This is a genomic window from Enterobacter cloacae complex sp. 402C9, from assembly GCF_050030745.1.
GTDB lineage: Bacteria > Pseudomonadota > Gammaproteobacteria > Enterobacterales > Enterobacteriaceae > Enterobacter > Enterobacter intestinihominis.
On sequence record NZ_JBLGUW010000001.1, the window covers coordinates 1,567,092 to 1,589,376 of the forward strand.

Annotated in this window: 25 protein-coding genes; 17 read left to right on the forward strand and 8 right to left on the reverse strand. The window is 55.1% G+C overall.

All coding sequences use genetic code 11. The annotated features are described in order from the left end of the window. The first annotated feature begins 16 nt into the window (after positions 1-16). Both ACQG1K_RS07450 and ACQG1K_RS07455 read left to right on the forward strand, forming a co-directional pair. The gene (locus ACQG1K_RS07450) at positions 17-724 is read left to right on the forward strand and encodes a response regulator transcription factor (protein ID WP_023299686.1); all 708 of its coding nucleotides are present in this window, start codon (positions 17-19) and stop codon (positions 722-724) included. Beyond that, positions 708-2,177, forward strand: a complete 1,470-nt coding sequence (locus ACQG1K_RS07455) for a sensor histidine kinase (RefSeq protein WP_023299687.1) — start codon at positions 708-710, stop codon at positions 2,175-2,177. The genes ACQG1K_RS07450 and ACQG1K_RS07455 overlap by 17 nt, the downstream gene beginning before the upstream one ends. Before the next feature lie 75 nt (positions 2,178-2,252). On the opposite strand, the gene artJ is transcribed toward ACQG1K_RS07455, so the two are convergent. The 6 genes from artJ to ACQG1K_RS07485 form a co-directional block, all read right to left on the reverse strand. Further along, positions 2,253-2,984: an arginine ABC transporter substrate-binding protein ArtJ gene (gene artJ / locus ACQG1K_RS07460; protein WP_015571008.1), complete on the reverse strand. Its 732-nt coding sequence runs from the start codon at positions 2,982-2,984 to the stop codon at positions 2,253-2,255. A gap of 173 nt (positions 2,985-3,157) precedes the next feature. Beyond that, positions 3,158-3,826 carry an arginine ABC transporter permease ArtM gene (gene artM / locus ACQG1K_RS07465; protein ID WP_022647579.1) on the reverse strand — a complete coding sequence of 223 codons (669 nt, stop codon included), beginning with the start codon at positions 3,824-3,826 and terminating at the stop codon, positions 3,158-3,160. Continuing rightward, positions 3,826-4,542, reverse strand: coding sequence for an arginine ABC transporter permease ArtQ (gene artQ / locus ACQG1K_RS07470; RefSeq protein WP_003858367.1), 717 nt, complete (start codon positions 4,540-4,542; stop codon positions 3,826-3,828). The genes artM and artQ overlap by 1 nt, the downstream gene beginning before the upstream one ends. Positions 4,543-4,548: 6 nt before the next feature. After that, the gene (artI, locus tag ACQG1K_RS07475; protein WP_006174322.1) at positions 4,549-5,280 is read right to left on the reverse strand and encodes an arginine ABC transporter substrate-binding protein ArtI; all 732 of its coding nucleotides are present in this window, start codon (positions 5,278-5,280) and stop codon (positions 4,549-4,551) included. 18 nt (positions 5,281-5,298) lie between these two features. Further along, the gene (gene artP / locus ACQG1K_RS07480) at positions 5,299-6,027 is read right to left on the reverse strand and encodes an arginine ABC transporter ATP-binding protein ArtP (RefSeq protein ID WP_367074684.1); all 729 of its coding nucleotides are present in this window, start codon (positions 6,025-6,027) and stop codon (positions 5,299-5,301) included. 226 nt (positions 6,028-6,253) lie between these two features. Continuing rightward, complete coding sequence (locus ACQG1K_RS07485) at positions 6,254-6,772, reverse strand: lipoprotein (protein ID WP_022647580.1); 519 nt, start codon at positions 6,770-6,772, stop codon at positions 6,254-6,256. A 97-nt stretch (positions 6,773-6,869) separates the two neighbouring features. Here ACQG1K_RS07485 and ACQG1K_RS07490 point away from each other — a divergent pair, with 97 nt between their 5' ends. The 3 genes from ACQG1K_RS07490 to ACQG1K_RS07500 all read left to right on the forward strand — a co-directional run bounded on the left by ACQG1K_RS07490 (position 6,870) and on the right by ACQG1K_RS07500 (position 8,905). After that, positions 6,870-7,193: a heavy metal-binding domain-containing protein gene (locus tag ACQG1K_RS07490; RefSeq protein ID WP_003858361.1), complete on the forward strand. Its 324-nt coding sequence runs from the start codon at positions 6,870-6,872 to the stop codon at positions 7,191-7,193. After that, complete coding sequence (locus ACQG1K_RS07495) at positions 7,190-8,020, forward strand: N-acetylmuramoyl-L-alanine amidase (RefSeq protein WP_023299688.1); 831 nt, start codon at positions 7,190-7,192, stop codon at positions 8,018-8,020. The genes ACQG1K_RS07490 and ACQG1K_RS07495 overlap by 4 nt, the downstream gene beginning before the upstream one ends. A 261-nt stretch (positions 8,021-8,281) precedes the next feature. Further along, complete coding sequence (locus tag ACQG1K_RS07500; protein WP_022647582.1) at positions 8,282-8,905, forward strand: helix-turn-helix domain-containing protein; 624 nt, start codon at positions 8,282-8,284, stop codon at positions 8,903-8,905. A gap of 3 nt (positions 8,906-8,908) precedes the next feature. On the opposite strand, the gene ACQG1K_RS07505 is transcribed toward ACQG1K_RS07500, so the two are convergent. Further along, complete coding sequence (locus tag ACQG1K_RS07505; RefSeq protein WP_367074685.1) at positions 8,909-9,541, reverse strand: hypothetical protein; 633 nt, start codon at positions 9,539-9,541, stop codon at positions 8,909-8,911. Next, the gene (locus tag ACQG1K_RS07510; protein ID WP_367074687.1) at positions 9,541-11,103 is read right to left on the reverse strand and encodes an ExeA family protein; all 1,563 of its coding nucleotides are present in this window, start codon (positions 11,101-11,103) and stop codon (positions 9,541-9,543) included. The genes ACQG1K_RS07505 and ACQG1K_RS07510 overlap by 1 nt, the downstream gene beginning before the upstream one ends. Before the next feature lie 300 nt (positions 11,104-11,403). Here ACQG1K_RS07510 and gspC point away from each other — a divergent pair, with 300 nt between their 5' ends. From gspC to ACQG1K_RS07570, 12 genes are read left to right on the forward strand one after another with little or no spacing between them, the layout of a single operon-like run. Continuing rightward, positions 11,404-12,135: a type II secretion system protein GspC gene (gene gspC / locus ACQG1K_RS07515; protein ID WP_032621712.1), complete on the forward strand. Its 732-nt coding sequence runs from the start codon at positions 11,404-11,406 to the stop codon at positions 12,133-12,135. Between the two features lie 13 nt (positions 12,136-12,148). Next, the gene (gene gspD, locus ACQG1K_RS07520; RefSeq protein WP_023299693.1) at positions 12,149-14,071 is read left to right on the forward strand and encodes a type II secretion system secretin GspD; all 1,923 of its coding nucleotides are present in this window, start codon (positions 12,149-12,151) and stop codon (positions 14,069-14,071) included. 14 nt (positions 14,072-14,085) lie between these two features. Then, the gene (gene gspE / locus ACQG1K_RS07525; RefSeq protein WP_023299694.1) at positions 14,086-15,564 is read left to right on the forward strand and encodes a type II secretion system ATPase GspE; all 1,479 of its coding nucleotides are present in this window, start codon (positions 14,086-14,088) and stop codon (positions 15,562-15,564) included. Beyond that, positions 15,564-16,772, forward strand: coding sequence for a type II secretion system inner membrane protein GspF (gspF, locus tag ACQG1K_RS07530; RefSeq protein ID WP_023305783.1), 1,209 nt, complete (start codon positions 15,564-15,566; stop codon positions 16,770-16,772). Before gspE ends, gspF begins: the two co-directional genes overlap by 1 nt. Before the next feature lie 3 nt (positions 16,773-16,775). Continuing rightward, positions 16,776-17,225, forward strand: coding sequence for a type II secretion system major pseudopilin GspG (gene gspG / locus ACQG1K_RS07535; RefSeq protein WP_038415752.1), 450 nt, complete (start codon positions 16,776-16,778; stop codon positions 17,223-17,225). Continuing rightward, complete coding sequence (gene gspH / locus ACQG1K_RS07540; protein WP_023299697.1) at positions 17,225-17,710, forward strand: type II secretion system minor pseudopilin GspH; 486 nt, start codon at positions 17,225-17,227, stop codon at positions 17,708-17,710. Before gspG ends, gspH begins: the two co-directional genes overlap by 1 nt. Further along, on the forward strand, positions 17,703-18,083 hold the full coding sequence (gene gspI / locus ACQG1K_RS07545; protein ID WP_022647591.1) for a type II secretion system minor pseudopilin GspI: 381 nt from the start codon (positions 17,703-17,705) through the stop codon (positions 18,081-18,083). The genes gspH and gspI overlap by 8 nt, the downstream gene beginning before the upstream one ends. Beyond that, the gene (gene gspJ, locus ACQG1K_RS07550) at positions 18,080-18,733 is read left to right on the forward strand and encodes a type II secretion system minor pseudopilin GspJ (RefSeq protein WP_023299699.1); all 654 of its coding nucleotides are present in this window, start codon (positions 18,080-18,082) and stop codon (positions 18,731-18,733) included. The genes gspI and gspJ overlap by 4 nt, the downstream gene beginning before the upstream one ends. After that, positions 18,730-19,740, forward strand: coding sequence for a type II secretion system minor pseudopilin GspK (gene gspK / locus ACQG1K_RS07555; protein WP_023299700.1), 1,011 nt, complete (start codon positions 18,730-18,732; stop codon positions 19,738-19,740). The genes gspJ and gspK overlap by 4 nt, the downstream gene beginning before the upstream one ends. A gap of 15 nt (positions 19,741-19,755) precedes the next feature. Further along, positions 19,756-20,889 (forward strand): type II secretion system protein GspL, encoded by a 1,134-nt coding sequence (gene gspL / locus ACQG1K_RS07560; protein ID WP_367074691.1) that lies wholly within the window; start codon positions 19,756-19,758, stop codon positions 20,887-20,889. Further along, positions 20,886-21,371, forward strand: a complete 486-nt coding sequence (gspM, locus tag ACQG1K_RS07565) for a type II secretion system protein GspM (protein WP_048966129.1) — start codon at positions 20,886-20,888, stop codon at positions 21,369-21,371. The genes gspL and gspM overlap by 4 nt, the downstream gene beginning before the upstream one ends. Then, positions 21,368-22,165: a prepilin peptidase gene (locus ACQG1K_RS07570; protein ID WP_367074692.1), complete on the forward strand. Its 798-nt coding sequence runs from the start codon at positions 21,368-21,370 to the stop codon at positions 22,163-22,165. Before gspM ends, ACQG1K_RS07570 begins: the two co-directional genes overlap by 4 nt. Positions 22,166-22,285 lie beyond the last annotated feature (120 nt).

Consider the following 22,285-nt stretch of genomic DNA (forward strand, 5'->3'; position numbering starts at 1 on the left):
GATTGAAGGCTTACCCATGAAGCAGATCCTGCTGGTAGAAGACGACCACGATATCGCTGCACTCCTGCGTCTTAACCTGGAAGATGAAGGCTACGCCATTACCCACGAGCCGGACGGGGGAAAGGCGTTACCGCTTCTGGAAAAACAGCCGTGGGACGCGGTGATCCTCGATCTGATGCTGCCGAATGTTGATGGTCTGGAGATTTGCCGCCGTATCCGCCAGATGACCCGCTACCTGCCCATTATCATCATTAGCGCCCGCAGCAGTGAAACTGACCGTATTACCGGCCTGGAAACCGGGGCGGATGATTATCTGGCAAAACCTTTCTCGGTGCAGGAGCTGATTGCCCGCATTAAGGCGCTGTTCCGCCGACAGCAGGCGATGGGCCAGGCGCAGACGGACGGCATTATTCAGGCGCACGGTCTGACTATCGATCCGCTGGCGCGCACCGTGCGTCTTAACGGTCAACACGTCGATCTCACCCCGCGTGAATTTGAACTGCTCTATTTTTTTGCCCGCCATCCCGGAGAGGTCTTTTCACGGCTGGCATTGCTGGAGCAGGTGTGGGGGTATCAGCACGAAGGCTACGAACACACCGTCAACACTCATATTAACCGCCTGCGCATCAAAATAGAGAAAGATGCCGCCGAGCCGGAGATCGTTCGCACCGTCTGGGGCAAAGGCTACAAATTTGCGGAGCAGAATCATGATGCGTCGCTTTAGCCTGAGCCAGCGCCTGACGCTGCTGTTTACGGTGTTACTATTGCTCTGCGCCACCGTCGCCTGTGCGGTGCAGCTCTACGTTAGCATGCAGTACGGCAATGCGATGGTGCAGCGTCTCTCAGGCGGGCTGGCGCAGCAGATTGCGCAGCGGGAAGCGATTCTGGATACGCAGGGCAGGGTGGATCGCAGCGCCTTAAAGCCGCTGTTCGACCGGCTGATGACCTTTAATCCGAGCGTCGAGCTGTATGTTGTCTCGCCTGATGGCGATATCCTGGCCGATGCCGCCCCGCCGGGGCACATTCAGCGGCAAAAAATTGACCTCGCGCCGATACAGAATTTCCTGAGCGGGACGGTGATGCCGGTGTTTGGCGACGATCCCCGAAGCCAGAATAAGAAAGTCTTCAGCGCCACCCCGCTGCGACAGGACGGCGAGCTGAAGGGGTATCTGTACATTATTTTGCAGGGGGAGGAGTCCAACGCGCTGGCGGAGATGGCCTGGCACAAAGCGCTCTGGAGTACGGCGCTGTGGTCGATGCTGCTGGTGGCGCTGTTTGGTCTGCTGGCCGGGCTGCTGCTCTGGTACTGGGTGACGCGCCCGGTTAAACAGCTCACGCTGGACGTGGCCGGGCTGGAGCAGGACAGCATCAGCGCGATTAAGCAGCTGGCGGCCCAGCCGCTCGAGCCTGCCGGCCAGGATGAAGTGGCGATCCTGCGCAATACCTTTATCGAGCTGGCGCGCAAAATCACCTCTCAGTGGGATCGGCTGGCCGACAGCGACCGCCAGCGCCGGGAGTTTATCGCCAACATTTCGCACGACTTACGCACCCCGTTGACGTCGCTGCTGGGTTATCTGGAAACGCTGTCGCTGAAATCCGCCACGCTGTCGCCGCAGGAGCATCAGCAGTACCTCGCTACCGCGCTGCGTCAGGGGCAAAAGGTACGCCATCTGTCGCAGCAGCTGTTCGAGCTGGCGCGTCTTGAGCACGGCGGCATCAAGCCCCAGCGCGAGCGTTTTGCCATGGCTGAACTGATTTCCGACGTGGCGCAGAAGTTTGAACTTACCGCCCGCACGCGCGAGGTGAACCTGCGTATTGATGTGCCGGGGCGATTGCCGCTGGTGAACGCCGACGTGTCGATGATCGAGCGCGTGGTCACTAATCTTCTGGATAACGCCATCCGTCATACGCCGAGCGGCGGAGAAATTCGTCTGGCGGTCTGGCAGGAGAATGAACGACTTCAGGTCGAAGTGGCAGACAATGGTACGGGCGTAGATGCCTCGCTGCGCGACGATTTGTTCCAGCGACCGTCAGCGTTAAATCCTCAGGCGTCGCGGGAGAACCGTGGGGGATTAGGGCTGTTAATCGTGAAGAGAATGCTGGAGCTGCACGGTGGCGGGATCAGGCTGATGGAGTCCGTGAGCGGGGCGCGGTTCAGGTTCTTTGTGCCGCTATGAGAAATTGCCGGGTGGCGCTGCGCTTTCCCGGCCTACAGACCACCCCCGTAGGCCAGACCACCCGGCAAAAAGAGATTACTGCGGGAACCACTGCTCGCTGATTTTCTGGTATGTGCCGTCAGCTTTGATCGCTTTCAGCGCGCCGTTCAGTTTTTCCAGCAGGGCTTTGTTATCCGGACGTACCGCGATGCCGAGGCCGGTACCAAAGTACTGCGGATCGGTCACTTTCTCCGTCGCTGTACCCAGCTGCGGGTTGGTTTTCAGCCACTCATTCACCACCGCGGTGTCGCCAAATACGCCATCGATACGGCCATTTTTCAGGTCGATAATTGCGTTCTGGTAGCTGTCATAGGCCACGGTTTTCACTTCAGGATGCTTGTCCTGGAGATATTTCTGGTGCGTGGTGCCGTTTTCCATGCCGATGCGCTTGCCTTTCAGCTCGTCGAAAGACTTATAAGCCCCTTTCTTCGCAATCACTACCGCAGAGTTCGCGTAGTACGGGTCGGTGAACGCGACCTGCTTGCTGCGCTCTGGGGTGATATCCATGCCGGAGATCACCGCATCGTATTTTTTAAATTTCAGGGACGGGATCAGGCTGTCAAACGCGTGGTTAGTAAAGGTGCAGTCGGCCTGCATCTGCTTGCACAGCGCTTTCGCCAGGTCAATGTCAAAGCCGACGATCTGGTTGCTGGCATCCAGCGATTCAAACGGCGGATAGGTGGCAGAAACGCCAAAATTGATTTTATCTGCGGCGGATGCGCCTGCGGCGAAGGTTGCGAGTAATGCGGCCAGAACTAACTTTTTCATTGTAATGCTCCCGTCTGTCTTATTTATGCGCCGTGTCTGCGGCCTGGATATACAATGCCATTTACTGAATTTATATGCAATAAAAATGATTAAATATTACCTTTGTTGCAAAAAAAAGCGGATAACCCATCAGGTTACCCGCTCAATGAATACCGTTTTATGCATTGGCGTGATTAATTCCTGCGCTCAAACGCCAGCGCCTTACGCTCGATAAGACGCATCATCAGTGTCAGCAGACCGTTGACCACCAGATAGACCAGACCCGCCGCACCGAACACCATCACGTCGTAGGTACGTCCGTACAGCAGCTGCCCGTGGCCCATCACTTCCATCAGGGTGATGGTGTAGGCCAGAGAGGTGCTTTTGAACACCAGAACGACTTCGTTGGAATAGGAAGAGAGCGCACGCTTAAAGGCGTATGGCAGCAGGATCGCCAGCGTGTCCTTCTTGCTCATGCCCAGCGCACCGCAGGACTGCCACTGGCCTTCCGGGATCGCGCGGATCGCGCCGTAAAACAGCTGCGTGGTATAGGCCGCGCTGTTCAGTGAGAGAGCTATCAGGGCGCAGAGCCATGGCTCAGAGAGCAAATGCCAGATAACCGGATATTCCTGTAACGACGGGAACTGCCCTGGACCGTAGTAAATCAGGAAGATCTGCACCAGCAGCGGCGTACCGGTAAAGAGCGTAATGTAGCCACGGACAATCCACACCAGCACCGGCGTTTTCAGCGTCAGGACGATGGTGAAGAACAGCGCCAGGATCAGCGCTACGATGATAGACGCAACGGTCAGCGTCAGGCTGGTGTGCAGCCCTTTCATCAGTTCGGGTAAATAATCCAGCATCAGCCTGGTCTCCGTTCAAAACGCGTTGCGCGCAGATCAATACGCTTCAGAACGTACTGGCTCAGCAACGTGATCACCAGGTAGATAGCCGCCGCGACGATGTACCAGGTAAATGGCTCCTGCGTACGGGTGGCGATACTTTTGGTTTGCAGCATCAAATCGTTCACGCTGATCAGGCTCACCAGCGCGGTATCTTTCAACAGTACCAGCCACTGGTTGCCCAGCCCTGGCAGGGCATGACGCCACATCTGCGGCATCACCAGGCGGAAGAAGATCGCCGCTTTCGACAGGCCCAGCGCCTGACCGGATTCCCACTGTCCCTGCGGTACCGCTTTCAGCGCGCCGCGCAGCGTTTGTGACGCATAGGCCGAATAGAGCAGGGAGAGCGCAATTACGCCGCACAGGAACGGACTGACGTCGAAGTTCTCAATCTGCATTTGCACCGGGATCTGCGCAAAGCCGAGATTAATCGTAAAGCCGTCCGACAGCGTTAACAGCAGCTGTGAGGAGCCGAAATAGATAAACAGGACCACCAGAATTTCCGGCAGTCCACGCAGCACAGTTACCAGCGCTGAACCGAGCCATGCGACAGGGCGCCACTTAACGGACTCCCACACCGCAAAGAACATCGCCAGTACGAGGCCGATAATCAGTGCACAAACGGCAAGGCCGACGGTCATCCCGGCGGCGCTTGCTAAAGGAAAAATTTCATTCATCAGGAATTACTTCTGGAACCATTTTTTGTAGATGGTTTCGTAGGTGCCGTCTTTCTTCACTTTTTCCAGCGCAGCGTTGAATTTCTGCTGCAGCTCGGTGTTGCCCTGACGTACGGCAATACCCAGACCTGTACCGAAGTAGTCTTTATCTGTCACCTTGTCACCCACGGCGGCCAGCTTGTCGTTCGCTTTCAGCCATTCAGTCACGACAGCCGTGTCCCCGAACACCGCATCGATACGGCCGTTTTGCAGGTCCAGCTTCGCATTCTGGTAGCTGTCATACGGCACGGTGGTGATTTCCGGGTGCTTATCCATGATGAATTTCTGGTGCGTGGTGCCGTTCTGCACGCCGACTTTCTTGCCTTTCAGCAGGTCAACGGAGGCATATTTACCTTTCTGACCAATAAACAGTGCCGAGTTGTCGTAGTAAGGGGTGGTGAACAGAACCTGCTTTTCACGCTCCGGAGTGATGTCCATACCGGCCATCACGGCGTCGATACGGCGGAACTTCAGGCTGGGGATCAGGCTGTCGAACGCCTGGTTGCTGAAGGTACAGGTCGCGTCGATCTCTTTACACAGGGCATTTGCCAGATCCACGTCGAAGCCAACAATCTTGTTGTTCGCATCAATGGATTCAAACGGAGGGTAGGACGCTTCAGTGGCGAAACGGATGGTCTGGGCTGCGGTAGCGGAAAGGCTGACGCTAGCAAGCAGCGCGGCAATCAATACTTTTTTCATTATAATTTCCCTAACACATCAGTGTGATAAGTAGTTTTTGAAGGCATCGGTTTGCGGGTTGGTGAAGCAGCTCGCATCACCTTGCTCAACGATATACCCGTTTTCCATGTAGACCACGCGGCTGGCGGTTTTGCGCGCCACTTCCACCTCGTGGGTCACGATGACCTGGGTAATGTTGGTTTCCGCCAGTTCACGAATGATACTCACGATCTGGGCAGTAATTTCCGGGTCCAGCGCTGCGGTTGGTTCGTCGAACAGCAGCACCGCTGGCTCCATCATCAGCGCACGGGCGATCGCCACACGCTGTTGCTGACCACCAGAGAGATGCAGAGGATAACGGTCGTTGTACGGTTTCAGACGCAGACGTTCCAGCAGCTTTTCAGCTCGCGCCATCGCCTGGTCTTTGCTTAAGCCAAGCACGCGGCACGGGGCTTCAATCAGGTTTTGCACCACCGTCAGATGCGGCCAGAGATTATATTGCTGGAAAACCATGCCCACGTTTTGACGCAGTTCACGAATCGCTTTATCAGAAGGGGTTTTCGCGAAGTCAAAATGGTTACCGGCGATGGCCAGCGTTCCCGAACGGGGCATTTCAAGCAGATTTAAAACACGCAGAAGGGAGCTTTTTCCCGCGCCGCTTGGGCCGAGCAAAACCAGCGTTTCGCCCTCCGGGCAGCTCAGCGTAATGTCGAACAGCGCCTGGTGTGCGCCGTAGAAGCAGTTAATGCCGTTTAGTTTAATACTCATCGGGGCAGTCTTTACTCATCCAGGCAATCTATAGCAATTGAGGCCGCAGATAGTACCGTTGACAGAATAGTTATGCAATATTTCTGCGTTAAAAGTTAAATATAACCCGTGTTTCCTCTTAAACATAGCACAAAATAGCGACGGGAAAGGGGGGCGAGAATAAATGTCGGCATTCCGCATGAAATGCCGGACATTTTACGGGGTTAACGTTTATTTAACGTATGCGTTAGCGGTTCTCAATCGACTGGCGAAGGGTGCCCGCCGGAGCATGAACGCTGCCGCCAATGTAGCGCACATCATCTATTGCCCAGCACTGGCCTTCACGGATCATCAGCACCTCATCCTGCCAGGTTTGCGTCCCCTGGGTTAGCTTCACGCGCAGAGGAATATTCCGTGCGTCGGTATTCGGAATGGTGGACGCGCTGGCGACGTCGGCGCTGTCCGGCAGCGTGGCGCGGCTGGAGAACGGATCGGATGAAAGCAGCGCGTTTTGCTGCGGATCGCGCGAGGCGTCATTAAGCAGTTTCGCCAGATTATCGCTCAGGTACGGGCGCAGGGCGGTGAGGTCATTACCGCGATGCTGAATGCGGTAATCATAGAACTGTTGCGCCACGGCGTCCGGGCCGCCCTCAATGCAGGGGCCGCTGCGGGAACCGATATCCTTAAAGGCTGGCGTGACCGGCGTAGTGCAGGCGCTGAGCACCAGCGCGCAGGGCACTAAAAGCGTTAAAGCAGAGTAGCGCATGTTGATTTCCTTATTTATTAACTATCCTTTCAATCATAGCGTAACGAACCGATAATGCAGTTGCTAACGCATTGAACGCTAAAGACGGAGAGGAAGTATGCAATTTTCAACAACACCAACCCTGGAAGGTCAACCCATTACCGAGTACTGCGGCGTGGTCACCGGTGAGGCGATTCTGGGCGCCAACATCTTCCGGGACTTCTTTGCCGGCATTCGGGATATCGTCGGCGGGCGCTCCGGTGCCTACGAGAAAGAACTGCGTAAAGCGCGTGACATTGCGTTTAAGGAGCTGGGCGAGCAGGCCAAAGCGTTGGGCGCGGATGCGGTGGTGGGCATTGATATCGACTACGAAACGGTCGGGAAAGATGCCAGCATGCTGATGGTGAGCGTAAGCGGCACGGCGGTGAAAACCCGTCGATGAAGCGTTCGCTCTCAACCCTCCTGCTGGCATTGTTGCTGGCAGGATGCGCCTCGGAAGAGGGCGTTGTTGATAAAGGCGCGTACGAACTTGATACGCGCCATCAGGCGCAGGCGGCCTACCCGCGCATAAAGGTGCTGGTGATCCATTACACCGCCGATGATTTCGACACCTCGCTTGCGACCTTAACCGATAAAAACGTCAGCTCTCACTATCTCATCCCCGCAAAGCCCCCAGCTCCGCAGGGCAAACCGCGTATCTGGCAGCTGGTGCCGGAGAGCGAGCTGGCCTGGCATGCAGGTATTAGCTTTTGGCGTGGGACCAACCGCATAAATGATACCTCCGTCGGCATTGAGCTGGAAAACCGCGGCTGGCGGAAAACCGATGGTGTGAAAACCTTTACCCCCTTCGAACCGGGGCAAATTGCGGCGCTAATCCCGCTTGCCAGAGACATCATCGCCCGCTACGACATTAAACCGCAGAACGTTGTGGCCCATTCGGATATCGCCCCGCAGCGTAAAGACGACCCTGGCCCGCTGTTTCCGTGGCGCGAGCTGGCGCAGCAGGGCATCGGAGCCTGGCCTGAACCGGCGCGGGTAAATTTTTATATCAACGGGCGACCGCATTATCAGCAGGTTGATACCGCAGCACTGCTCGATCTGCTGGCGCGCTACGGTTACGAGGTGCCAGAAAACAGCACGCCTGCACAGCAAAAACGCATCATCATGGTGTTCCAGATGCATTTCCGTCCGCAGTTATGGAATGGCGTAGCGGATGTTGAAACCATGGCGATTGCCGAAGCACTTTTAGAGAAATACGGGCAGGGGTAAACCTTTGGCTTACCCCCAAATGAGTATATTTCCGCAAGTTTCTATTAGATTAATCCTAAGTACAATCTCATTTCATTTTTAGTTAATTGACTTAAAATTATTCGGATTTAAGATGGACACATAGCACGCTAAGCAATTTAGCGAATAAAAAACTTTACTCTTTTTTTTATTCTTGAGTTTTTCATCAGGAAAATATTTATGGTTCGGTATGAATGCCGTTGCCATGTTTTTTTAAAATCACATCTTAAAACGGGTATAACAATGTTAAGCATCTATGGAAAAAAATTACGTCCGCAACATGAAATGGAAAAGATTATTTCTGCAACCTCATGCGTTGAAGAAAGAACGTTAAAAAAATGGCAGAAGATTTCCACTGCTGATTCCGGTTTAATTCATATTATCGTCAGCGGCGAAGTCGAATTTCGACGTGACTCTGACGAACTGTGCTTGTTCACCGTTACCGGGCAATGCATTTTCGGCCTGTCGTCGATGTATTACAACGCCACCCATATGTACGGCCTTGTTCGGTCGAATACGGTTGTTCGCTCGATCAAGAAAGAGGTCTTCGCCCAGCTGATGACCGAGAAAAACCTGTGGCCTGAGCTGACAAAAGTGCTTTCCTGGTACATATGCCTGATGAGCAAGCGCGATGATATTCTGGTCGCTCGCAGCGCATATTCTGTTGTTCGCGAATTTTTATATGAGATCAACGACCTGATTGTACAGCATCAGCGTGATATTAACGTTTATGATTACATTCAGGAATACACTAACCTGGCACGTAGCACCATTATTAAAATCCTCTCCGATCTGAAAAAAGGTCAATATATTGTGGTGGAAAAAGGTCGACTGCTTAACCTCACCGCACTGCCTGAAAAATATTAATGTCTACTCCCGCCGGTCTCCTTTTTCACTGAAAGGGGAACGGCTGTTTTCACTGTTTTTAACACTTGCTTGTGAATTATCCTGCGTTTCGTCAACCGGCGGTGCGGGAATTTTTCCTTGAGAATAATCCTGCTCCTGCTCTTTTAATGCCTGTTTAAATAATTCCGTTAATGATGACTCTTCACTGCTCGTGCTGGCGGGGGCGGTATCGTGCTCATGCGCCTCAGTTCCGGGTAGGGTATCCCGCGAGGGTTCTTGCGGCACCGCGCCGTCGGGCGCCTGCTGCCAGTCGGCATCATCACTGATGATCGGCAGATCCTGCATCGGTGGAACATCAACAGGCACTGGCGCAGCTTTAGGCTGCGGATGCGGGAACGGTTTACTCACGTACACGTAGTGCATCTCCGAAAGCTGGGTTTCCGGTTTGGCAACGCTGGCGTTGACCGGTTCAGGCGCCGGGTGGCGCATGTTCCAGTAGACATGCATATACAGGCCGACAACCAGCATGGCGCAAAGGCCGACCATCCATAATGTTGTTTTGCCGAAAACGTTTTTCAGGCTGGGGAGGCGGTACGAAAACCAGACCGCTTCCCCGGTTGTATAGCTGCGCTGGGCCGCAAGGCAGATGGTCGACATTAGGCTTTCTTCTCCTGCATTTTTGCGTCCGGGGTAGTGCGGGTGGCCTGAATCAGTACGCTCGGCGTGCTGTTGGTTACGCGCATCAGCTGCATCAGCGTTTCTTCGCCGGGGATGCCATCCACGTGCAGATGCATTTTTTGCTGAAACTCACGGGTGCGTTTCATCATCTCAGCGGTCCAGATCCGGGCATGCGTTTCGGGCTGGTTCAGCGCGATGCTTAACTGCTGATCGAGCCAGGCCATGTCTTTGCTGTCGCTGGCCGCGCCGATCGCGTCTTTTCCTTCCGGTGTCAGGCGGTGCAACTGGGTGAAGTTGCCGGTCGCATGCCGGTTAAACCAGCTGCGGCTCACCTGCCAGGTCCGGTTATTCATTAACAGGTCAATTGATGTATCTCCGACCCTGGCGACCACCGCATAGTTAAGGTGACCGCTGGTTTTCAGTTCACTGACCCACGGATACCCTTCCTGCGCCAGCGTCTCCGGCGACACGTTCCCCTGTTTACACATCAGGTTCACTTTAGCGGCATTCTGGCACAGCGCATCTTCGGCCGAGGCGTCATATCCCCACATCAGATAGAGCTGGTGCATCGCATCCGGCTGATTAACCATTTCATTGTCGATAACCGGCACCACGGGCGCCTCCGTTTTTCGCGTCGGCTGTTTCCAGCTAACGGGGACCGGCAGCTGGATGGGAAGGTGCCCGCTGATGGACGAGGTTAAATACCAGCCGCAGGCGGCAAACAGCACCGAAGCGAACAGCCCCACGGTTGCCAGACGCTTACCGTGTTTTTTCGCGGGCAGGATCTCTCCCGCCGCCAGGCGTAAATGACGCGGGCTGACCTGCGACGCGCGTTCCGTCCAGGCAGCGAGCATTGACAGGTGCGCCAGTTCGTTAAGTTTGCTGATGTCGCCTTTGGTCAACGTGTGCATTTTGCGCACGCGGGCCGGCGTTAACGGCGAATTTTCACAGCCGTGTTCTTCGCATTGCGCCTGCACATAGCCCAGGAATTCGCGGCAGGTCAGGGGGCGCAGGACATGACGAGTGTGTGTATATTCGCGCAGTTCAGGTTGCTTAAGCAGGATTTCCTGATCCGCAGTGCCCGTCAGCACCACGGAGAGCCGGAAGTTCAGCTCCTGGGCTCGCGTGAGCAGCGTACCCAGGACTTCACGGCAGCTCTCTTTCATGGCTTCGGCGTGTGAAATCACCAGCACTCTGGTTTTCGCTTTTCCCTCGTGCCACTGGCGCAGGATGGCATCCACCGCCTGCAGGCGATTCTTGCTCTCTTTCGTTACCGGATTGAGCTTGTACAGCAGGCTACTGGCACTCAGTTTGGGAAACGCATTGATAACAAGGACGTTACTGTGGCGGGTTTTTAGCGCATCGCTGAAGTGACCCAGAAGCGGGGCGTCGTCGCAAAAGAGCCCGATAATTCCCGCCTGCTGGGTTTTCTCTTTCAACAGGTTGAACACATCCTGATGATAAGGCACCAGAAAATCCCCGGATAAACGGGCGATCGATCTGAATGGCGGATTTTTAAAATTAAAGTGGCTCTGATACATAACGACTTACCGTCTCTGATTAGGAATAGCAACAGCATCAGAAAGTAAGGTAACGCCCCTGAACGGTCAATTTGCAAACAGGGTAAAAATATCCTGCTGGCAGCGTCTAACATTTGGATTTTATACGGTCAATATTTTTCTTTATGAAAGTTAGCGGCGAAGTCAGTGGTCGCATTTGCATCAGCTTATTACTATTTTCATCCATATTGGCGCAGTATGACGCTGCTTATTTTTGCTTTGCTATAGGCCGGATAAAAAATGAGGTTCTCATTTCTTTCACGGTGGATAACGCCTTGTATTATGTTTGTGCTGCTGATCTTTTGCGGCCAGCAAGGGTATCTCACCTTTAAAGATTATAAAAAAGTTATGAATAAGTTGGCTAATGCCGATCAACAGCCGCTGAAAAAAACGCGCGAAGAGAAATCCTTTTCGCTTTTTACGGCAGCCGTGCGTCAGGAAATCTTACCGGGTGCGGTGAAAGCCCCGCTGGCAGCTGAAATCGAAGGTATTGTGAACAGCGATGACGCCTGGCTCTCCTTTGCTGTCATCAAAACGCCAGGCGGTCAGAGAAGCTACCGTGAGGGTGAACCTCTCTCTGGATTTAACGACGCATTTATTCAGGAAATAAACAAAGATAATGTGGTGGTTAATTATGAAGGTACTACGCAGGTTCTGGCATTAAATAAACCGGACTATTTTAAGGGTGGCGTGGATAGCGGCCCGGTAACGAAATCGACAAAAGATGTTGGCGCAGAGAGTGTGCATCTTGATGATTATCTGGTGTTAAAACCCATAATTGAAAAGGGCCGACTGGAAGGCTACAGGATAAACCCAAGGAATGCCTCCGCCTTTTACAGCCAGTCAGGTCTGGAAAAAGGCGATGTGGCGGTTCAGGTTAACTCTGTCGATATGACCGATGAAGCAAAAGCGAAAAGCATTATTGCCAACTGGTCAAAAATGAAAGAAGCGGAGGTCATCGTACGACGTCACGCTCACCTTGAAAATATTCGGATTAATGTTCTAAACAATTAAAAAGTGTGCAGACATGAAAAAAATTCCCTGGGCGTGCGTGGCGCTGACCGCATTGTCGTTATATTCCAGTTCGCTGCTTGCAGCTAACTTTAGCGCGAGTTTTAAAAATACTGATATTCGCGAGTTTATCGATACGGTAGGCCGCAATCTCAATAAAACCATTCTGGTCGATCCGTCCGTCCAGGGAACCGTCTCGGTCCGAACCTACAACGTGCTGACGGAAGATGAGTACTATCAATTCTTTCTGAGCGTGCTGGATCTCTACGGCCTGTCGGTGATCCCGATGGACAACGGCATGGTCAAAGTGGTGCGCTCAAGCGTGGCGCGTACCGCCGGTGCGCCGCTGGCAGACAGCAAAAATCCGGGCAAAGGTGACGAGATCATCACCCGCGTGGTGCGCATGGAAAACGTGCCTGTTCGTGAGCTAGCCCCGCTGCTGCGTCAGCTCAACGATGCCACCGGTATCGGGAATGTGGTCCACTTTGAGCCGTCCAACGTCCTGCTGTTAACCGGTAAAGCCTCGGTGGTGAACCGGCTGGTGGATCTGGTGCAGCGCGTCGATAAAGACGGCATCCAGCGTCGCGAAATCATCCCGCTGCGCTTTGCGTCCGCCAAAGAACTCTCGGAGATGTTGAATAACCTCAACAATGAAGAACAGAAAGGGCAGAACGCGCCGCAGCTGGCGACTAAAGTCGTCGCGGATGACGAAACCAACAGCCTGGTGATCAGCGGCGCGGAAGATGCGCGGGCGCGCACCCGTTCCCTTATTCATCAGCTGGATCGTGAGCAGAATAACGAGGGTAATACCCGCGTCTTCTACCTCAAGTATGCCAGCGCCACCAAAGTGGTGCCGGTTCTCACCGGGATTGGTGAGCAGCTGAAAGACAAGCCGGGTGCGGCCAAAGCGAAATCCGCGAGCGCCTCAACCGATCTGAATATTACCGCCGACGAGTCAACCAACTCCCTGGTGATCACCGCACAGCCTAACGTGATGAACTCCCTCGAGAAAGTGATCGACAAGCTGGATATTCGCCGTCCGCAGGTGCTGGTGGAAGCGATCATTGCCGAAGTGCAGGACGGTAACGGCCTGGATCTTGGCGTGCAGTGGACCAGCAAGCACGGCGGGGTGCAGTTTGGCTCCACCGGCCTGCCAATCAGCCAGATTAAAAATGGCACCATGAAAGGGGCAAGTTTCACTGGCCTTGCGACCGGCTTCTTTAACGGTGACTTCGGTGCGCTGGTGACCGCGCTTTCCACTGACGGCAAAAATGACATCCTCTCCACGCCAAGCGTGGTCACGCTGGATAACAAAGAAGCGTCGTTCAACGTCGGTCAGGATGTGCCGGTGCTTTCCGGTTCGCAAACCACCAGCGGCGACAACGTCTTTAACTCGGTTGAGCGTAAAACCGTAGGGACCAAGCTGAAGATTGTGCCGCAGATTAACGATGGCGACATGATCCATCTGAAGATTGAGCAGGAAGTGTCGAGTGTCGACAACAGCGCGACGGAAGACTCCAGCCTCGGCCCAACCTTCAACACGCGCACGATTAATAACGAAGTGATGGTCCACAGTGGCCAGACGGTGGTGCTTGGCGGTCTGATGGAAAATGTGACCAAACAGTCCGTGTCCAAAGTGCCCCTGCTCGGCGATATCCCGCTGGTCGGTCAGCTGTTCCGCTACACCTCGCAGGATACTTCCAAACGCAACCTGATGGTGTTTATTCATACCACCGTCCTGCGTGACGACGACAACTACAGCGCGGCCTCGAAAGAGAAATATGACCAGATCCGGGTGCGCCAGATGCAGCGAGTGGAGGAGAAAAAGCTCGGTATTGTTGAGCCGACTGACAACGCCGTCCTGCCCGCGTTTCCCTCTGCAAGCACTGGCGCCGCACCGGTGAAAACCAGCGCCACGCGCAATCCGTTTAAAGAATAGCGCGGAGGGGTAACGTGGACGAACTGAGTAAAACACTGTGTAGCAGCAACTACGCAAAAGATAACGGCGTTCTGTTTTACAACAATGATGTCTATATCCGGGACGACACTCCTGCGCATGCTCTGCTGGAGGTGCGCCGGGTGCTGGGCCGTGCTTTCATCCCCGTCACTGTGACGCCGGAAGCGTTTGACGAGATGCTGGCCAAAATCTGGCAGCAGAGCAGCGGCGTGTCGCAGCAGCTGGTGGACGACATGGACGCGGATATCGATCTGATGGCCTTAACCGAGGAGATCCCGGATAACGAAGATCTGCTCGATAACGACGAAAACTCACCGGTGATCCGCCTGATCAACGCCATTCTCGGCGAGGCGGTGAAGGACGGCGCGTCGGATATTCATATCGAAACCTTCGAGCGTACGCTGAGCATCCGCTTTCGTGTTGACGGCGTGCTGCGCCCGGTGTTGCAACCGGCGCGTAAGCTCGCGCCGCTGCTGGTGTCGCGTATTAAGGTGATGTCGAAACTCGACATCGCCGAGAAACGTCTTCCCCAGGATGGACGTATCTCCCTGCGCATTGGCCGTAAGGCCATCGATGTGCGTGTGTCGACCATTCCGTCCCAGTACGGCGAGCGCGTGGTCATGCGCCTGCTCGATAAAAGCAATCTCAAGCCCGACATCAACAAGCTTGGGCTGATTGATGAAGAGCTGGAGAAGCTGAAAGGGCTGATTGACCGCCCGCATGGGATCATCCTCGTTACCGGCCCGACGGGTTCCGGTAAAAGTACCACGCTGTACGCCATTCTTTCGGCGCTGAACGGTCACGAGCGCAACATTCTGACCGTGGAAGACCCGATCGAATACGAGCTGGAAGGCGTGGGGCAGACGCAGGTTAACCCGCGCGTGGACATGACCTTTGCCCGCGGGCTGCGCGCGATTCTGCGTCAGGACCCGGACGTGGTGATGATCGGGGAAATTCGCGACGGTGAGACCGCCCAGATCGCGGTGCAGGCGTCGCTGACCGGTCACCTGGTGATGTCGACGCTGCACACCAACAGTGCCGCTGGGGCGATAACCCGTCTGCGGGATATGGGGCTGGAGTCGTTTTTAATCGGTTCATCGCTGCTCGGTGTCATTGCCCAGCGTCTGGTGCGTCGGCTGTGTACGCACTGCCGGACCACCAGTCCGCTGGATGCCAATGAAAAAGCGTTGTTCAGCTTTATGGACGCGCCACCAAAAGCGATTTATCGCGCGGTGGGGTGTGAACACTGCCGTCAGAGCGGCTATCAGGGCCGCGCCGGTATTCATGAGTTTCTGGTGGTGGACAGTACCATGCGCCGCGCCATCCATGAAGATAAGGACGAAATGTCCATCGAAACGCAGCTCTTTAAGCAGGCCTACAGCCTGCGTGAAAACGGGCTGCTGAAGGTGATCGGCGGCGTGACGTCTCTGGAAGAAGTCATGCGCGTCACCGCCGAGCGTGGGGGGGATGCGTAATGGCTTTCTACGCCTGGACGGCGACGAGTGCCGCGGGAAAAACCCAGCGCGGGACATTACAGGCCGAGGGGCAGAAGCAGGTTCGCCAGTGGCTTCGCGAGCAAAAGCTGATGCCCGTGAGTATCACCGAAACCCGCGAAACGGCGACAGGCGGGAAAGCGAAAACCGGGGCGAAGCTCTCTACCCCGGTGCTGTCGATGTTTACCCGTCAGCTTTCGACGCTGGTGAACGCCGCGCTGCCGCTGGAAAGTGCGCTGAAGGCGATCTCTAAGCAGACGGAAGATAAAAAGCTGGCGGCGATGGTGGTGGAGATCCGCGAGAAGGTGGTCGAGGGGCATACGCTGTTCGACGCCTTTAGCCAGTTTCCACGCACCTTCGACAAACTTTACTGCACGCTGGTGATGGCCGGTGAAAAGACCGGCCACCTGGGCGACGTGCTGGAGAAGCTGGCGGAGTACAACGAGCAGCGCCAGAAGATGAAAAGCAAGCTGACGCAGGCGATGGTCTACCCGATTACCCTCACCGTGGTCGCTATCGCGGTGATCGGCATTCTGCTGGTGGCGGTGGTGCCGCAGGTGATTGAGCAGTTTACCCACATGAAACAGCAACTGCCGATCACCACCCGGACGCTGATTGCGGTAAGTGATTTCCTGCAAGCCTGGGGTATCTATATTGTCGGCAGCCTGGCGGGGGCGTTCGTCGGCTTCAAAACCTGGGTGCGAAACGTGAAAAACCGTTTTCGCTGGCACAGCTGGCTGGTGAACGGCTCGCCGATTAAAAAGCTGGTGTGCGCCATCAACAGCGCCCGCTATATCCGTACCCTGAGCATTTTGCAGGCCAGCAGCGTGCCGCTGCTGGAGGGGATGTATATCGCGATGGACGGTATTGAAAATCTCTATGCCCGGCAGGTGCTGGAGCAGGCCGCCGATACCGTACGTCAGGGGGCGTCGCTGTATGCGGCGCTGGAACAGGCGAAATTATTCCCGCCAACCATGCTGTATATGATTGCCTCCGGTGAAGAGAGCGGGGAATTAGGTAATTTAATGGATCGCGCGGCGGAAAATCAGGAATCGGCATTACAGCATCGAATTACATTAACGCTGTCGGTATTTGAACCGGCGCTGGTGGTATCCATGGCGACGATTGTTTTATTCATCGTTCTTTCAATATTACAACCGCTTCTGCAACTTAATAATATGGTAGGTTAAATCATGGCTCTAAAACGTAAAAACCTGGCTCGCCAGGCGGGCTTCACATTGCTCGAATTAATGGTGGTGATTGTTATTCTTGGCGTTCTGGCGAGTATGGTAGTGCCAAACTTAATGGGTAATAAAGAAAAAGCGGATACGCAAAAGGCGACCAGCGATATTGTCGCGCTCGAAGGCTCGCTGGATATGTATAAGCTGGACAACCACCGCTACCCGACCACAGAGCAGGGTTTGCAGGCGCTGGTGACGAAGCCGGAAATCGCACCAATCCCGAACGGCTATCGCACGGATGGCTATATTCGCCGCCTGCCGCAGGATCCATGGGGCAGCGATTATATTCTGGTCAGCCCAGGTGAACACGGTGCGGTGGACATTTTCTCTGCGGGTCCGGACGGCGAAGCGAATACTGCCGATGACATTACCAACTGGTCTCTGGATAAGAACGAGAAGTAATGAAAAATCAACGCGGCTTTACGTTGCTGGAAATTATTCTGGCGCTGGTGATATTTGCCAGCTGCGCCATGATGGTGGTGTCCACCATTCCTTCGCGCAGCGGCGCGGATATATTTGGCCAGCAATTAAAAGCGCTCGTTGATTATGGTTCAGACCGTGCGGTGATGGACGGAAATATTGTCGGGCTGGTGATCGCCACTGATAAATATCAGCTGGTGACGATCGCGGATAAAAATGGCGAGCGTCACTGGGTGCCATTATCTGCCGGACGTATTACCACCAAAGGTGATTTTCCGGAAGAGATGCACGTGTCGCTCTCGCCGCAGCGCCTGGCCGCGACGGTGGCGTCCGAGCCACAGGTGATCTTTTTACCGGACGGTGAAATCAGCCGCTTTACGCTGACGCTGCAAAGTTACGACAAACAGCACCATTTCCGCGTGGTGTCGCAGGGTGCGGCGCCGGTATCGGTAGAAAACGATGGCTAACGACAACACAAAGCAAAAGGGGATGACGCTGCTGGAGGTGATGGTCGCGCTGGTGATTTTCTCCACCGCCGCGCTGGCGCTAATGAACTCGGTCTCCCTGAACGTGCGTTTTACCCATGGCTTGGCCGATACCTTGCAGGCCAGTTGGGTAGCGGAAAATCAGCTGGCAGAAGCGCAACTCACCAAAACCGACTTCCCGGATGCTGAGCAGCAGGGGACGGAAATCATGGGCGGGCGCAGCTGGAACTGGCGTAAGCAGCGGGTGAAAACCGCCGACAACGGCTGGGCGAACTCCATTCGCGTCTATGCGGAAGGCGATGAGAGCCAGCCGGTTATTTCCCTGCACATCATTCCGCCGGGAGAGAGCAAGTGAAGAAAACGCGACGCCAGCGCGGATTTACCCTGCTGGAGATCATGATTGCGCTGACTATTTTCGCGGTAATCAGCACCCTGGCCTGGCAAATTCTGGACGGCGCGATGCGTACCAGCTCGGCCACCGATGCCAGCGCCGCTAAGCTCAACCAGCTTCAGCGCGGCTGGAGTCTGATGGAGCGCGACTTTTTCCAGCTACAGGCGCGAGCGCCGCGTAATGAGCCAGAGCGGTTCCGTCAGGAGGGCGATGCCCTTGAACTGACCACCCTGAATGGCGTGAGCGGAACGGTCCACCTGGAGCGCGTGCGCTGGCGGCTGGAAGAGGGGCGTTTGTACCGCGACGTCTGGCCGGTCATTGACGGCCCGGTGGACGTTAAGCCTGACGAAGTGCCGATTGTCAGCGGCGTAAAAGCATTGCAGTGGCGGTTTTATCGTCAGGGCTGGCAGACAGCCTGGCACGACGCCGCCCATCTGCCGGACGGCGTGGAGGTTACGTTGACGATGGAAAACGGGGATACCTGGCGCTGGGTGTTCACCACGCCGGGGGATATGCCGGAGGTGGCCGCTGCCGCTGCCCCAGAGAAAGCCGCCGACGCGCCTGCGACGACTCCGGACGCAGCCCCTGCGCCTTCGCCGGAGACCAGACCATGAACCGAATCCGTCAACAAAAGGGCGTCGCCCTGCTGGTGGTGCTGATTTTGCTGGTGATGATGTCGGCGCTGGCCGCCAAAATCAGCCAGCAGTTCTGCCGTAATTTGCAGAAAACGCATTATCAGATAAGCCAGCAGCAACTGCGCTGGGCGATGCAGGCCCAGGAAAAAGTGGTGAAGGACAGGTTACAGACCGATGCCAGCGGCGAGAGCAAGCCGCTGGCGCTGGACGGCGACTGGCATCAGCCGCTGGAGACGCAGGGAGAAGACTACACGGTCGTGAGCCAGGTGGAAGACGCTCAGGACTGCTTTAACGTCAATAACCTGTTGACCGCCGACGTCGCGCCCCAGGGGCAAAGCGCTCCCGCGGTGACGGAAAAACCGCGTAAAGAGCGGATTGTTGAACAACTCCTGACGGAAAGCGGGCTCAGTCCGGGCACGGCGGAGGCGGTCTATTTCCAGCTGGTGGATTATCTCGATGGTGACAGCACCACGGCGAAAGAGGGTGCCGAAAGCGATGCGTGGGCTGGCATCGTGCCCGCCCGGAAACCGGCAAACCAGATGATGCGCAGCATCGCGGAGATCAAACTGCTGCCAGCGTTCCCGGTTACGGCATATCCGAAGGTGAGCAAGCTGTTATGCGCGCTGCCGGACGCCGCCAGCAAGGTGGACGTTAACACCCTGCAACCGGAACAGGCCGTGGTGCTGGCGGCCATGTTTCCGGGAAAATTCACGCAGGATGACGCCGTTCGTCTGCTGGATAAACGTCCGGAATCGGGCTGGGAAAATATGGACGCGTTCAGCAAAGCGCTGGAGCAGACCTTCCCGCAGTTAAAAGACGATCTCCCGCAGGTGGCAGATCAATTTTCTATAAACAGCCGGTACTTCCGCGTGAATTACAGCGGCAATACCGATGAATTAACGCTTCGCGTGGTCAGCCAGCTTCAGATGAATAACGAAGCCGGTGAGATCGTGACGTGGCAGCGTCGTTACCGAATGATTGAATAAGAAAAGTAGAACGTTATGAAACAGGTACTTTTTGTTCGCCCCGACAGCCGCGAGGGCGGGAAAATAATGTGCTGTGAGTCCGGCAGCGAGCGCGTCGAGGTGCTCGACAGCCTGGAGATGCTGGCCGAACACCCGCTGGCTACACGCGTTTGTCTCCTGCTGCCCGCCAGCGACATGATTTTCCGCCATTTCACGCTGCCGAAAAAGGTGGCTTCTCAGGCGATGGCCTTCTCGTGGATGGCGGAAGAGACGCTGATTGGCGACGTGGACAACCTCCACTGGACAGTGCTCTACAAAAAAGGCGCTGACGTCGACGCCGTTGCCATTGACGCCGACCGCCTGCGTGCGGCATTGACCCGCTGTCACGAGGCCGGATTAAACGTGATTCAGGCCCTGCCTGATGCCTGGCTGCTGCCCGTGGCGGTAGGGGGCAGCACGCTGGTCGCACAGGATAAAGGCTACTGGCTGCGTTTATCTCCCCACGTGGCGGGTGAAATGGAGGGAACCCTGCTGCCGCTGTTGATGCAGAAAGCCGGAGACGGGGAAGTGTGTTGCTACGGCGACGCGCCTGCGGACGTTCACGTTGACGTACAGCATGCCTGGCAGCACCCGCTGGTGCTGATCCAGCCGCAGTGGAAAACCTGTCGTGTGAATCTGCTTCACGGTGAATTCAGCCTTAAGGCCGGTCATGGCCAGGCCGCAAAAAGCATGAAAGCAGCGATGATAGCGGCGGGCCTGCTGTCCGTTGGTCTGCTGCTGGGGCCGCGCATTGCGATGGCCTGGATGCTGGTACAGCAGGAAAATCGGGTTCAGCAGGAGATCGTTCAGGTTTATCAGCACCATTTCCCCAGCATGCACCAGCAGACCAATATCAAATATCACTTTGGCCAAAGCCTGAAAAAACAGAGCAAGGGGTTCTTTCTTCAGCTTGAGGAGCTGGAGAAAGCCAGGCAGTCAGTCCCTGCGATGGAGATCGATCTGCTGGAATACGATGCGCAGCAAAACACCCTGACGCTGAGCGTTAGCGCGCAAAGCCAGCCCGCGTTGCAGGCGTTTGTGAACCAGACCAGTGAGAATTTTGATTTTACCTTACAACCTGTTTCAACAACCGAACCGTATACCGCCATGATCGCAGGGAAACATAAATGAAAGAGCGAATCGCGCAGCTGAAATCACGCTATCAGAATTACAGCGCCCGGGAAAAAATCATTTTAAAAATATGTGCCGTTGCCATTGTGGCGGCTGCGGTGTATTACACAGGAGTAATTCCCCTGGATAATATGATTCAAAATAGTAAATCGACGCTTAAAAGACAAAAAGAGACGCTTAACTGGATGCGCAGTGAAATTGATAAAAATCATCTTCAGGTCCAGTTAGTTAAATCGAATAATCCGCGTACGGTGGTCGAGAACAGCGCTCATGAAATTAATCTTTCACTGACGGATGTGCGCCAGGAGGGGCAAACTTTATCGTTCGTGGTGAATCGGGTAAATGTATATGAATTAAAAAGCTGGCTGCGTGAAATTAATCAGACCTCCGGCGTGACATTGCAAAAAATAAACCTCACGACGGTTGACCACCTCAGCGATGTGAAAGCACAGGTGCAGCTTACCTGGTCAAAAAGCGCATGAATACCTTCACGCTGATGCGGGAGGCCTGTCCGCTCGGTTTCCCGATGATGAGTGCTATCCTGGGCGGGATTATGGGCAGTTTTCTCGGCGTTGTTGCCGAGCGCGTACCGGGAATGGTGATGGATGAGGAGGGGAGCGGCAATCTGCTCTTTCCTGCCTCGCACTGCCCGGTGTGTCAGCACACGCTTGCTGCATGGGAAAATATCCCGCTGCTCAGTTGGCTGTTATTACGGGGGCGCTGCCACCAGTGCGGCAGCGCGATCCCGCTGCGACTCTTTATGGTGGAACTGTTCTCCGCGCTGTTTTTTGGCATCACGGCCTGGTGCATGCCGGACGTTCAGGCGCTGTTCTCTTTGTGGTTACTGGCGGCTTTTTTGCTGCCGCTGGCCATGATCGACTGGCAGCATCAGTTGTTGCCGGACTGCCTGACCCAGCCGCTGCTGTGGGCGGGGTTAGTGCTCCATGCTATTGACCACACATTGCCGCTACGTGATGCGCTGTTTGGCGCGGTGGCGGGCTATCTGTCGCTCTGGCTGCTCTACTGGGCTTTTCGTCTGATCGTCGGACGAGAAGGGCTGGGTTATGGGGATTTTAAGCTACTGGCGGCGCTGGGCGCCTGGTGCGGCTGGCAGGCATTACCCTCCATTGAACTGGCGGCAGCGTTAAGCGGTATTGTCGGTTATTTCGCCGTCAATAATTTAAATAAAAATAATCTCACTATTTCTTTTGGTCCTTACCTCGCCTTTTCTGGAATCGTGGTGTTTATTAGCCAGCAGTTTGCTTTCACATTTTAAATATACTGGTCAAGGTTTTTTATAAATCTTTTTGATGCTGGGAGAGAAGGACGACTCTTTACGCTCGGTGTATCGTAGGAGATATAAGCTACACGGGATTTGGCTTGTATCTTTTTATGG